This window comes from Kordia sp. (genome assembly GCF_022447245.1).
Taxonomy (GTDB): domain Bacteria; phylum Bacteroidota; class Bacteroidia; order Flavobacteriales; family Flavobacteriaceae; genus Kordia.
On sequence record NZ_JAKVBC010000020.1, the window covers coordinates 27,420 to 39,863 of the forward strand.

Consider the following 12,444-nt stretch of genomic DNA (forward strand, 5'->3'; position numbering starts at 1 on the left):
TTTGTCTTCAATGATTAAGAAAATTAAGGTAGGTTTGGGGGAACCGAATAGAGTCTGAATGCTGTAACAACAGCTTCAGGCTTTATTTTTTGTGACTATCTCACAAAAGTAAGTAATTATCTACATATGGAGAGGTGGTTCATCTAATTTAAAGTGATTTTGTCGTAAATTTCAATCAAATATGGCTTTCAGAAGGCTAATCAAGTTAGAAAATACTCTTTTGTAGCTTATTGTTTTGAATGTACAAGTGAGCGAAATCCGCCATAAACCATTCTACTGGCATCAAAAATCAACCTGTTAGGATTTACTAAAGGCGCAACCAATGTTGCCATTCTTGGATCTTTAGGAACTTTTTTGTTAGCTATATCTCTAATTTCTTTTGAAGGAAATAAAACCCAACCAAATATGATTTCTTCATCATCTTTTATATCTACGTTTTCAATAAAAGATTTTGTGTCTTCTAATGATAATTTTTCGTCCACGAATTCAAATTAGGTAATTACGCCATGTTATTTCCAAATTACAGCTACCTTTTTCTTTTCATACAATTATATTTTAGGAATAGGGAGCATAAATCCGTCTATATAATTTTTACAAGCCAGCTTCTAGTATTACGTAAGTAATTACTGGTTATTCATTTCAGATTGTAATTTAGTCATTTTTTCATCGGTCATTGTTGCTGTTTTAGACATTCCATTGATGAGTTCAAATGTCATTGTCAATGCTACAGCAGGATCTAATGCCTTTTTAGTTTCAATGAGTATTTTACCAAGAGCTATAATCGCTATTTGCAATGTTTTTTCATTGCTTTCAAAGTGGATGTATTTGTCAACAAATTTTCTTGTTTCATAACCAACTCGTAATGGTAAAAGAAAAGGTTTATGATCTTCAGGAATAGATAAATTCAGATTTCCCCATTCAGTTTCGTCAATATTATTTATATAGCTTTCAAAAATTCCAGTCAAAGAAGGATAAGAAGTTTTACTGAAGTGTGCATTAATTCTAGTTTTAATTCGTGCAAAAACAGCTGTTTTAGGTAATTGATTCCAATTTTCAGTAGCAATTGGTCCAACAAGTGTATCGTTCATTTTTTCGGAGAAAACTGCAGTGCCTGGTTCAAATTCGTGGCTATTTATTGAAAATTCATTCGTGACTTCAATACATCTTTCGGCAACAATAGTTGCGATGACGCAGATTGCATCTTCAACGCGAACTCCTTTTTCTGTCTCAACACTGTCGTAGACAAACTCTACTAATTTTTTCGCTAATTTTTCATCGGAAGGCTTAAAGTTTAAAAAGTCAAATATTCCCATAGTTTTGATTTTGTTACGTAATAATACGACAAGAATTTAAGGAGTAATAAATTACAATTTTAGTATTGAAATGGCAACATCATTTGAAGAATTCTAAATGTAAAATTCCTTTAAAGGTTTGGGAGTTTGAAAGCTAAACGGAATCGGTTTTAAATCTTACTCTATTGATTTAATCATCTCTTTTTCGACAACAATTCCGTTAGATTCCGTTCTGCAAAGAATTTTATTTTTGTTGATATCTATAATCTCAATAATATATTTAGTTCCGATGATAGATTCCATTTTTGGAACATTAACCTCAATATATTCTATTTCATATGTACAAGCTGTCAACCATTTTACTTTGCTAGTTAGTTTCCAACCCATTTTGGGGTAATGATCTGTTTGAAGAGAATCGTTTCTTTCAGTTACTAAATCTGCATAATCTGGATCAGAATATGTGAATTTTCCAATTTTGAAATCAGAGCATTTTTTCTCTTGTGAAAAAGAAATTAACGATATAAATAATGTTAGTATTGTTATGACTTGTTTCATGCTAAAACGACATATTTTGCATGTTTCGCTATTGCTAATATCGTAAATATTATGAATAGGTTTACTCTTTTTTGTCTTTTCTTCGAGCTAAGTCCGATAGTTTCCTATTTGGTTTTTCAGGAAGAATTCGAAAGCTTGAATTTTTGATAACGCGTTTGTTAGCAATGCTTCTTTCTAACGAAAGTAATAAAGAAGGCAATAATAGTAAATTGGCCAACATGGCAAAAAGTAGCGTTGCAGAGACCAATCCGCCAAGAGCGACAGTTCCTCCAAAACTAGAAATCATAAATACCGAGAATCCAAAGAATAATACAATAGACGTGTAAAACATACTTACTCCAGTTTCGCGTAATGCTGCATATACGGATTTACGAATTTTCCAGTGATTGCTTTGTAATTCCTGTCTGTATTTTGCTAAGAAATGAATGGTATCATCTACAGAAATACCAAAAGCAATACTAAATACCAAAATGGTAGAAGGTTTGATAGGAACGCCTAAAAAGCCCATCATTCCTGCTGTAATTAGTAACGGTAATAAGTTAGGTACTAATGAAATCAAAATCATACGGAATGAACGAAATAAATACGCCATAAACAATGAAATCAAGAAAATCGCTAGTGATAAAGACATGATTAGATTGTTGACTAAATATTTGGTTCCTTTCAGGAAAACAAGCGCTTTTCCTGTCATTGTTACATCAAATTTATCTTTGAAAGTATTCTTTATTTTGTTTTGTAAATTTTCTTCGATACGTTCCATTTTATCGGTTCCGATATCTTTCATAAACGTTGTAATACGTGCATATCTTCCAGTAGAATCGACAAAACTTGCTAGTAAATTGGTTTCAGATTTTGACTTTCCAGCATACGCCATAATCCAATTGTTCTCGTTGGAAGTAGGTAAGGTGTAGTTTTTAGCCAATCCACCAAAATATGCTTGACGCGAATATTTTGCTAAACTTACTACAGACATTGGTTGTGACAACTCTGGAGTTTCAATGATCAGTTCTTCAAACTTGTTCATACGTTTTAGCGTAGACAGTTTAGTAACCCCATTTTTACGTTTGGTATCAACCAAAATTTCCAATGGCATAATACCGTCAAACTCTTTTTCAAAGAAGCGAATGTCTTTAAAGAAATCAGCGCGTTGTGGCATATCTTCAATCAAACTTCCTGAAATTCGAATTTGATAAATTCCAATAATGCTCAAGGCAAGTAATCCTACAGAAACGGCATATACAGAAAATCGATGGTGTCGTACCATTTTCTCCATCCAAGAAACAATCGTATTGATCCAACGCTTGCTTAAGTGATTTAAGTGTTTCTGTTTTGGCAATGCCATGAAACTATAAATGATCGGAATGATCAATAAAGAAAGTATAAAAATGGCGATGATATTGATAGAGGCCACAATACCAAATTCCTTCAATAGTTTACTTTCTGTGATGATAAACGTTGCAAAACCAGCTGCGGTTGTTATATTGGTCATCAAAGTTGCGTTTCCAATTTTTGAAATTACGCGTATTAACGATTTGGCTTGATTTCCATGTTTTTTTATTTCTTGCTGGTATTTATTGATGAAGAAAATACAGTTTGGAATTCCGATGACAATAATTAAAGGCGGAATCAATGCTGTTAAAACGGTAATTTCATAGTTTAATAAACCAATAAAACCAAAAGACCACATTACACCAATCATTACCACAATCATGGAGATGAAAGTCGCACGGAATGATCGGAAGAAGAAAAAGAAAATTAAACTTGTGATGAGCAAAGCCGCACCAATGAACAATCCGATTTCATCGACAATGTTTTGTGAGTTTAATGTACGAATGTATGGCATTCCTGAAACGCGGAGATCTAATCCAGTTTCATTTTCAAACTCTTCAATCATTGGCAATACTTCTGCGTAAATAAAGTCTTTACGAACTGCAGTATTTACAATTTCTTTATCGAGATATACAGCCGTTCTAATGGTTCCTTCATCATTAAAAAGTAAGCTTTTGTAAAATGGTAAATTGTTGAAAAGTTCATCACGAATGGCTTCTGCTTCTTCTTGTGTTGCAATTTTTCCTTTGACTAGTTCATCAAGTGCAAAACGCTGATTTTCTTCGTCTTTTATAAGCTTTTTTAAATTTTCGGTAGAGATTACCGCACTTACTTCTGGCTTTGCGTTAAATCGTTTGCTAAGACGATTCCATGCATTAAATTTTTCTGGAGTAAAAAGCGAGCTGTCTTTTACAGCGAGAATAATTAAGTTTCCTTCTTCCCCAAAAATATCAAGGAATTTGTTGTATTCTATATTTACAGGATGATTGTCAGGTAATAAATTTGCTTCTGTATACGAGAAACGCATGTTTTTCCATTGGTAACCAAGAAATACAGTCATTCCAACTACAAGTGTTAAAATGATGATTCTATTTCTAAGAATCAAACGCGCAACACTTGCCCAGAAACGGGTATTTATCCATTTAATCATTGTCTCACTTTTAGCTCGTGCAAATTTAGCAAAAACGAATGAAGGCAGGCTTAAAAACCTAAACTAAAATAATAGGTAAACTTAAATGATAAATTATCTTCAAATTTTGGCAAATGATACGCACCATATCTGTACATAAAACTCAATCCAAAACCAGCAAATAGCTTATTGATTTCAAATCCAGATTCAGAAAATCCGTGCTTTAATGAATCGAAGTTTTGACCTAAATGGCGTTCAATGTCTTTAGCATCACCAATGGCAAATCGTGAAATTAATGTCAATTCTGGTCTAAAACCACGCGTAATTTTGAATGGTTTAAATTTATGTTTTGCCTGAACCATGGCATATTTATCTGAAAAGAATTCATTGAAATACATGGTTTCAAAACTATTTCTTCCTGCAATTGAAAAACGTTGTAAGAGTACATCTTTGTTTGGATTGTTTGGTGATGTATGGTATAAATGTGAAATCGGAATATCACCTAAACCTAAACCACCCTTTACCAAGAAAGTCGTAACACCTTTGTCAATAGGTCGAATTTCATGTACAATACGTGCATCAAACTTCGTATAGTTAAAATTACCACCAAAAAGACCATCAAAGCTTCTAGTAGCTTGGAACGCAAATTGAGGAAATCCTCTTTTGATTTCATTACGCCCATGACGGGTTTGCATATACTCACTAAATGGATTCCATTGCACAGATAATGTAGCTTCAGTGATTTCGTAAGAGTTGAAAATTTCACCGCCTTTTACAAAACCATAATCATACGTAGATTCTACATTACTTTTTGAAATCATCAAATTTGCATGCGTTTTTGCTGTGACTTGATGCTCAATATTTGCGGTTAAGCGTCTAGTTTCATAAAAGAGATCAATATTGAACAATCGCGGTTCAAACAGTGAAAAAGCACGTCTGTCTGTAATAAAACGTGAACTTCCTGTTTCTACCAAGTCATCGGTATATGACATTCCAAACCAGGTTTGTGTTCGTTTATCCAATCGCGCAGCAGCGCCAACTCCAAATTTAAAATCTTTGTCGCGTGTTCCGTATACACCATATCCATTTAGACGATATTTGGTAGAAAAATTAGCATTGGTTACACCACCAAGTCCTAAACGGAAAGCTTCGTAATTGTTGTATTTTACCAAGTACCGTAAATCCAGATCTACATATTTTGTTGGATAATATCCTTTCAGCAATTTTCGTGCGAGATAAATATCTTTTTCAACGCCATCTTCTGCAATAATACTATCTAATACTACGTAAGTTTCTTTCCCGCGTTTGGTAATACTGTCTGTACGGAATTTATTCCAATACGCTTCATCTCTATTGTGTGCTTGATCTTCAATCTCAATCGCCAAGCCACGCCCACGAATTTTTACAGGTTCGTTGATCTTTAAGTCAAAATTTTTGGTTTTTGAACTTAAATACACAAAATTGTCAACATCTTGTTTGTTGGTTCTGAAGGTTTTGGTACTGTCTTGTGGAGTACCACGAGATACACTAACTGCCTGTCCAAAAAGTGATACAGAATCATCTGTTTTTCCTTTTCGAATTTGAATTTCTTTATCGGTAGGAAACCAAACTTTAAATGTTGAATTATAATCAAAATTTTGTACGGCTTTGATATCGATTACACCTTTTATTTCAGCAATTCCCTTTTGTAGCGCATACGATTCACGGTCAATATATAAAATACCTTCTAGTCCAGAAGTTTTTCCTTTTTTCTGCGGACTGTAATAAATCATATACGATTCGCGATTATTGTTGCTTACCGTATCTAATATTTTATAATTGTATTTAGAAAGTGCATTGTTTGCCATTGGACCTGGATATTCGGTTCCAAAAAGCTCATATCTGTTATTGTAAAATGAGAATGACTGAATTTTAATTCCTAATATTTCATAAATAGGTTCTTTAAAACCTGCCATTCGTGTGGCTAAAATCTTTTCACGTTTTCCTTTGGACGAACTAAACGAAACTTCACTTACCTTTTCGGTCATGTAAATGTGACTTCGTGTTAAGTCTTTTTTAAAACTATAGTTTGAGGAATCAACTTCTTTGAAGACTAATTTTCCATCTTTTTTAGTGTAAATAGAATCAATTTGCCCGTTGATAGAATCAGGATTCGCAGTTACTAATAGTTTGTTATACGCGTTTAATTTGAACGAATTTAATTTGCGCTCGGGATCATTGTCTTTCTTGCGATCAATAGCGTCGCGCATAATTTGTAAAGCAGGATTCTCTTTGTTATAAAGCACAACAGCATCCAAGGCTTCTTGTGTAGGTTGTAAACGTATTTTAAGATACGTAATGTTTTGCTCTACAGGAATTGTAACTGTTTTGTAGCCGATATAAGAAACCTTGATAGAGGTAATCTCTTTTTTAAGATTTAGGGTAAACTTTCCTTCTGCATCTGTGATGGTCCCTTTTGTTTTGGAGATATAGATATTCGCAAATGGTAGAGATTCTTTTGATTCTGCGTCAATGATAATTCCTGAAATGCTTTTTTGCGCAATGGCAGCAAAAGAACTAAGTAATACAATAAAAATCAGTATTGATTTTTTCATCTATTAGGGTATGTTTTAGTGGTCTAAATATAATTGGTCGTTTACAATCAATATATTCTATGGAGCGACCTTTTTCTTATAACGAAATATATGGTATAATGTTACAAAAAATAAAGCGACCACTGGTCGCTTTACAATTAGTTTATTATAAGTTTAACGTTTTTATACAGTCATGATTTCTTTCTCTTTCACGGTATAAATTTCGTCAATCTTTTTTACATAACTATCTGTTAATGCTTGAATGTCTATTTCTGCATTCTTTTTTGCATCATCAGAAATGTCAAGATTTTTTACTTCTTTATTTGCTTCTTGTCTTGCATTACGAATTCCAACTTTTGCATGATCGGCTTCAGATTTAGACTGTTTTGCCAATTCTTTACGACGTTCTTCTGTTAATGCTGGCACGTTGATAATTACGGATTCTCCATTGTTCATTGGGTTAAATCCAAGGTTTGCGACCATGATTCCTTTTTCAATTTCCTGAATCATACTTTTTTCCCAAGGTTGAATTGTAATGGTACGTGCATCTGTACTATTTACGTTTGCAACTTGTGATAAAGGTGTTTGTGAACCATAATAATCAACCATTACACTTGACAACATAGCAGGCGAAGCTTTTCCAGCTCTAATACCTAATAATTGCTTATTTAAATGCCCAATTGCATTATCCATGGATTCTTTTGTCGTATCTATAATAAATTTAACGTCTTCGTTCATACTATTCTTTTAATTATTGAATGTAGCGGTAACAACTACATAATTATTTAGCACTAATTTAAAATAATTTTTTGTTTTGCTCGAATAAAATCAAAAACCAAGCCAGTTTTACTCGATAATAGAGATTTAAATGCTTTACGCATGTGTGGAAATCCCATCTTAACGGTTTAGCATGTTGGTCTCGAAGCAGTTGATTATAGGTTTACCTTAGTTCCTATATTTTCTCCTGAAACTACTTTCATTAAATTCCCTTTGGTATTCATGTCAAATACAATAATAGGCAATTCATTTTCTTGACTTAGCGTAAAAGCAGTGGTGTCCATTACTTTTAGTCCTTTTTTCAATACTTCATCAAAAGAAATATGATCAAACTTGATGGCTTCTGTATTTTTTTCAGGATCTTCATTGTAAATACCATCAACACGTGTTCCTTTTAAAATAACATCCGCATTGACTTCTATAGCACGTAATACTGCGGCAGAATCTGTTGTGAAGTATGGATTTCCGGTTCCAGCTCCAAAAATAACCACACGTCCTTTTTCTAAGTGACGAATAGCTTTTCTTTTAATATATGGTTCTGCTACTTCTTTTATTTCTAAAGCTGTTAATAAACGTGTGTAAATACCAGCATCTTCTAAAGCACTTTGTAAGGCAAGTCCATTAATTACGGTGGCTAGCATTCCCATGTGGTCTCCCTGAACTCTGTCCATGCCATTACTTGCTCCAGCAACACCTCTAAATATATTTCCACCACCAATTACAATGGCTACTTCTATTCCTAAATCAACTACTTTTTTAATTTCTTCAGCATATTCGGCTAAACGCTTCGGGTCAATTCCATATTGTCTTTCGCCCATAAGCGCTTCTCCCGATAATTTAAGTAAAATTCTTTTGTATTGCATTGTTTATTGTGATGAGTTTTGCAAATATAGCAAATAAAGAAGTCTACAAAAATGTTTTTGAGCAAGGAAGTTTTCTTTTCTAGCATCTTTAAGAATTATTCAGAAATTGACCGCATAAAATAGTGAATCTAAAACTTCCATTGATTAGAATTTAATATGAGATGTTTACAGTAGTTAAAGTTTTTAAAAGTAAGTTGTAGTTTTTCAAGATCATTAATCATAAAAAACGGGAACAATATGAAAAAGCGTAGTTTAAAATTTGGATTAACTAAATCAAAAGTTTCAAATTTAACTCGCCTGATTGCAATTAATGGAGGAGATTTAACATATAGTGAAGAAAATACCTGTATTGAATCGGTAACGTTTGCCATAGATCTCTGTTGTGATGCCAATAGAGGACTTTAAATTGTACATGGTTTAATGTGAGTGTGCCGTTTTTAGTCAGTATTTAGCATTAAAAGAATTTTAAAAATTATGTAATTCGAAGAAGGAGATCGTTAATAGACGGTCTTTTTTCTTTTTTAAGAACGCTTAAAAATAAAGCCTTTAAAATGTAAAAAAAATGAGTGCTTGGAATAATAATTGGTGCTATTTAAACGAAAAAAATCGCGAAATTTTTCAAACATCATTAACATCAAAACCAAATTATTATGAAAAAGCAATTATTTAAATTAGAGTTAAAGATAACAAGTGTTTCAAATTTGAGTAACATCGAAGGAGGTTTAGAAATAGCAAGTAAAGAAGTATTTTGTATTGCTTCTTTTACTTTAGTACATGATATTTGTTGCGACCAAACGTATCCAGATTCAGAATTGAATTGTCTTACGGTTGTAGGACAAGGAACATGTGCTTTAGATTGTGAACATCCAAAAACTCAAATAGGAGAAACATGCTAATATAACATAAGCATAAGCATTAAAAGGTTGTCAATTTTCTGACAACCTTTTTTTATTTAATAATGTCTGTTAAGAGAAGCTTTTAAGCTTATTGTGGAAAATTTTTATTAGTCGTAATTATATAAAACCGACTTCAAAAGTTTTTTGAACAGGAATTTCAGGATTAATTTTAGGAGAAGTTTAATCTAAAATTAAAAATTATGAAAAAAAAGAAAATGAATTTAAGCCTGAATAAGACGGAAATTTCAAATTTGTCAGGAATAAAAGGAGGAAACAACAACACATCAAATGCTGTGGGTTGTGTACACACTGTGAGTAGAAACCTTCTAGATTTATGCTGTCTAATATTTGGAACAGATGAATGTTTAGATACGTATCTTACGGGATGTCATGGCGATACAATTGCAAGTCTTGGTTGCACAGAACAAACACATTGCTTGTGTGGTTAAGATTGTTAGATTTTATCTAAAAATAATAGGGTCGTTAATTAACGATCCTTTTTTTGTGTAAATAGGTTGTTAAGTAGAATGTTTGATTTTTAGAAGTTTATAGGTTATTGTAAGTGAATTTTTGCTAGTCGAAATTGTATAAAACCGACTTCAAAAGTTTTTAGAGCAGAAATTTCAGAGCTAATTTTAAGAAGAAGTATAATTTAAATTCTTTAACAATTATGAAAAAGAAAAAGTAAAATGGGTATTAATAATACGGAAATTTCAAATTTGTCCATGGTAAAAGAGGGAAATGGCAATGGATCAAATGTTGTAGGTTGTGTGAAAACAATCAGTAGGAATTTTATTGACTTGTACTGTCATTTCATTGACTCAGCCGAGTATGGAACTGGAGATACAGATTTTACAACATGTTATGCAAATACAAGCCAGCAAAGACATTTGTGAACTGCAAGGGGACATTGTACTGGAGCTTAATTATTTTAATTTTGAATTAAAATTAAAAAGGATCGTCAATTTGACGATCCTTTTTTTATCACTAAACTCTTGCGAGTAACTTGCTTATCCTAAAGATGCACGTTTAAAACCTGTTACTTCTACTTCTCCATAAGAAGAAACATATTTAGCAACTGTAGACTTCTCATCTTTGATAAAGTCTTGGTCTAATAAACACTGCTCTTTGTCTAAAGTTGTATTATCAGAAATGAATCTTTCCATTTTTCCGGGTAAGATACGATCCCAGATTTTCTCTGGCTTTCCTTCTGCAGCTAATTGAGCTTTTGCATTTTCTTCAGCTTGTGCTAATACTTCTTCAGTTAATTGAGACATAGAGATGTATTGAGGAACATTTCTCAATGTTTTTCCTAAACGCTCTAATTCTTCATTATCTTTTTCAATTGCAGCAATTCTAGCTTCAGTTTCAGAAGCAACATAAGCTGGATCAAAATCTTTGTAAGATAATGTTGTAGCACCCATAGATGCAACTTGCATTGCTAAATCTTTAGCTAATACATCAGCGTTGTCTACTTTTGCAGATAATCCAACAACAGCAGCAATCTTGTTAATGTGAACGTAAGAACCAACATAAGGAGCTTCGATTCTATCAAAAGCTTTTAAGTCAATTTTCTCACCAATTACACCAGTTTGCTCAGTTAATTTATCAGCAACAGTAATACCGCCAAAATCAGCAGCTAAAAACTCTTCTTTCGAAGCGTAGTTGATTGCTAAGTTAGCGAAGTCTTTTGCTAAAGCAACAAAGCTTTCATTCTTACCAACGAAATCAGTTTCACATCCTAAAACAATTGCAACACCAGCAGTATTATCTGCATTTACTTTAGCAGCAGCAACACCTTCTGAAGAATCACGGTCTGCTCTTTTAGCAGCGACTTTTTGACCTTTCTTACGAAGAATTTCAATTGCTTTATCGAAGTCACCTTCTGCTTCAACTAATGCTTTTTTGCAGTCCATCATTCCTGCACCGGTAGCTTTTCTTAATTTACCTACTTCTGCGGCTGTAATTTTTGCCATTTTATTGATTGTTTTAATGTTAGTACGTCCATTCAGCATCTTCAAAACGAGTAGCAAAGCTACTTATCTTTCTTTGATGAATGAACGTATCAACGTTAAATAATAATTATTTTGTTTCTTCTTTTGCTGGAGCAGCAGCTTCTTTTTCTGCTTTTGGAGCAGCAGCAGCTTCTTTTTCAGCTTTCTTAGCTTCCTTTTCAGCTTTTCTGTCAGATAACCCTTCGATTACTGCATCAGTAACGTGCGTTAAAATCTTATCGATTGATTTTGAAGCATCATCATTTGCAGGAATTACAAAATCAACCTCTCTTGGGTCAGAATTTGTATCAACCATTGCAAAAATTGGAATGTTTAATTTTTGAGCTTCTTTAATCGCGATGTGTTCACGTTTGATGTCAACTACGAATAATGCACCTGGAAGACGAGTCATATCAGAGATGGAACCTAAGTTTTTCTCTAATTTTGCTCTTAAACGATCTACTTGTAAACGCTCTTTCTTGGATAAAGTCATGAACGTCCCATCTTTCTTCATTCTATCAATAGAAGCCATTTTTTTAACGGCTTTTCTGATCGTTACAAAGTTAGTTAGCATTCCTCCTGGCCATCTTTCAGTGATGTAAGGCATGTTAGCTTTCCCTGCTTTTTCAGCAACGATGTCTTTTGCTTGTTTTTTGGTAGCTACGAATAAAATTTTTCTACCAGAAGCTGCAATCTTCTTTAAAGCTTCATTAGCTTCGTCGATTTTAGCAGCAGTCTTATATAAGTTGATGATGTGGATTCCATTACGCTCCATGTAGATGTATGGTGCCATGTTTGGATCCCATTTTCTTGTCAAGTGTCCAAAGTGTACACCTGCATCAAGTAATTCTTTTACTTCTATGTTATTTGCCATTTTTGTAAATAGTTTACGTTCCGTTGAATTAGCAATAGGTAAGTAGCAATTTTATAATTGGTCTTAGCTATTTAGATGCTAAACTAAATTTCGCTTTTGCGAAACAACGACAACATGATTTTAATTTCAATAATAAATGAACAGTACGTTTTTTTTAAAAAA

The 12,444-nt window shown here is 33.0% G+C and carries 12 protein-coding genes; 3 read left to right on the forward strand and 9 right to left on the reverse strand.

What is annotated here, in order from left to right:
* Nucleotides 1–227 precede the first annotated feature (227 nt).
* From MK119_RS14165 to pyrH, 7 genes are all read right to left on the reverse strand, one after another.
* Complete coding sequence (locus MK119_RS14165; RefSeq protein ID WP_290679984.1) at nt 228–482, reverse strand: DUF1428 family protein; 255 nt, start codon at nt 480–482, stop codon at nt 228–230.
* A gap of 141 nt (nt 483–623) precedes the next feature.
* The gene (locus MK119_RS14170; protein WP_290679986.1) at nt 624–1,313 is read right to left on the reverse strand and encodes a hypothetical protein; all 690 of its coding nucleotides are present in this window, start codon (nt 1,311–1,313) and stop codon (nt 624–626) included.
* A 156-nt stretch (nt 1,314–1,469) separates the two neighbouring features.
* Complete coding sequence (locus MK119_RS14175; protein WP_290679988.1) at nt 1,470–1,847, reverse strand: hypothetical protein; 378 nt, start codon at nt 1,845–1,847, stop codon at nt 1,470–1,472.
* A 61-nt stretch (nt 1,848–1,908) separates the two neighbouring features.
* Entirely contained in the window at nt 1,909–4,326 is a 2,418-nt protein-coding gene (locus tag MK119_RS14180) for an efflux RND transporter permease subunit (protein WP_290679990.1), read from the reverse strand.
* Nucleotides 4,327–4,376: 50 nt separating this feature from the next.
* The gene (locus MK119_RS14185; protein ID WP_290679992.1) at nt 4,377–6,899 is read right to left on the reverse strand and encodes a DUF5686 and carboxypeptidase-like regulatory domain-containing protein; all 2,523 of its coding nucleotides are present in this window, start codon (nt 6,897–6,899) and stop codon (nt 4,377–4,379) included.
* Between the two features lie 162 nt (nt 6,900–7,061).
* Nucleotides 7,062–7,616, reverse strand: coding sequence for a ribosome recycling factor (gene frr, locus MK119_RS14190; RefSeq protein WP_290679994.1), 555 nt, complete (start codon nt 7,614–7,616; stop codon nt 7,062–7,064).
* Between the two features lie 194 nt (nt 7,617–7,810).
* Nucleotides 7,811–8,518, reverse strand: coding sequence for a UMP kinase (gene pyrH / locus MK119_RS14195; RefSeq protein ID WP_290679996.1), 708 nt, complete (start codon nt 8,516–8,518; stop codon nt 7,811–7,813).
* A 237-nt stretch (nt 8,519–8,755) separates the two neighbouring features.
* On the opposite strand from pyrH, the gene MK119_RS14200 reads away from it, so the two are divergent.
* From MK119_RS14200 to MK119_RS14210, 3 genes are all read left to right on the forward strand, one after another.
* Entirely contained in the window at nt 8,756–8,923 is a 168-nt protein-coding gene (locus MK119_RS14200) for a hypothetical protein (RefSeq protein ID WP_290679998.1), read from the forward strand.
* Between the two features lie 245 nt (nt 8,924–9,168).
* Nucleotides 9,169–9,414 (forward strand): hypothetical protein, encoded by a 246-nt coding sequence (locus MK119_RS14205; RefSeq protein WP_290680000.1) that lies wholly within the window; start codon nt 9,169–9,171, stop codon nt 9,412–9,414.
* A gap of 200 nt (nt 9,415–9,614) precedes the next feature.
* Nucleotides 9,615–9,863: a hypothetical protein gene (locus tag MK119_RS14210; protein ID WP_290680002.1), complete on the forward strand. Its 249-nt coding sequence runs from the start codon at nt 9,615–9,617 to the stop codon at nt 9,861–9,863.
* 561 nt (nt 9,864–10,424) lie between these two features.
* Here the strand turns inward: MK119_RS14210 and tsf are convergent.
* Nucleotides 10,425–11,390 (reverse strand): translation elongation factor Ts, encoded by a 966-nt coding sequence (gene tsf / locus MK119_RS14215; RefSeq protein WP_290680004.1) that lies wholly within the window; start codon nt 11,388–11,390, stop codon nt 10,425–10,427.
* Nucleotides 11,391–11,496: 106 nt separating this feature from the next.
* The gene (gene rpsB / locus MK119_RS14220) at nt 11,497–12,282 is read right to left on the reverse strand and encodes a 30S ribosomal protein S2 (RefSeq protein WP_290680006.1); all 786 of its coding nucleotides are present in this window, start codon (nt 12,280–12,282) and stop codon (nt 11,497–11,499) included.
* Between the last annotated feature and the right edge of the window lie 162 nt (nt 12,283–12,444).

Excerpts from the sequence above, each read along its gene's own strand:
- MK119_RS14170 (WP_290679986.1), bottom strand. The coding sequence starts at position 1,313 with ATGGGAATATTTGACTTTTTAAACTTTAAGCCTTCCGATGAAAAATTA.
- MK119_RS14175 (WP_290679988.1), bottom strand. The coding sequence starts at position 1,847 with ATGAAACAAGTCATAACAATACTAACATTATTTATATCGTTAATTTCT.
- MK119_RS14180 (WP_290679990.1), bottom strand. The coding sequence starts at position 4,326 with ATGATTAAATGGATAAATACCCGTTTCTGGGCAAGTGTTGCGCGTTTG.
- MK119_RS14185 (WP_290679992.1), bottom strand. The coding sequence starts at position 6,899 with ATGAAAAAATCAATACTGATTTTTATTGTATTACTTAGTTCTTTTGCT.
- frr (WP_290679994.1), bottom strand. The coding sequence starts at position 7,616 with ATGAACGAAGACGTTAAATTTATTATAGATACGACAAAAGAATCCATG.
- pyrH (WP_290679996.1), bottom strand. The coding sequence starts at position 8,518 with ATGCAATACAAAAGAATTTTACTTAAATTATCGGGAGAAGCGCTTATG.
- MK119_RS14200 (WP_290679998.1), top strand. The coding sequence starts at position 8,756 with ATGAAAAAGCGTAGTTTAAAATTTGGATTAACTAAATCAAAAGTTTCA.
- MK119_RS14205 (WP_290680000.1), top strand. The coding sequence starts at position 9,169 with ATGAAAAAGCAATTATTTAAATTAGAGTTAAAGATAACAAGTGTTTCA.
- MK119_RS14210 (WP_290680002.1), top strand. The coding sequence starts at position 9,615 with ATGAAAAAAAAGAAAATGAATTTAAGCCTGAATAAGACGGAAATTTCA.
- tsf (WP_290680004.1), bottom strand. The coding sequence starts at position 11,390 with ATGGCAAAAATTACAGCCGCAGAAGTAGGTAAATTAAGAAAAGCTACC.
- rpsB (WP_290680006.1), bottom strand. The coding sequence starts at position 12,282 with ATGGCAAATAACATAGAAGTAAAAGAATTACTTGATGCAGGTGTACAC.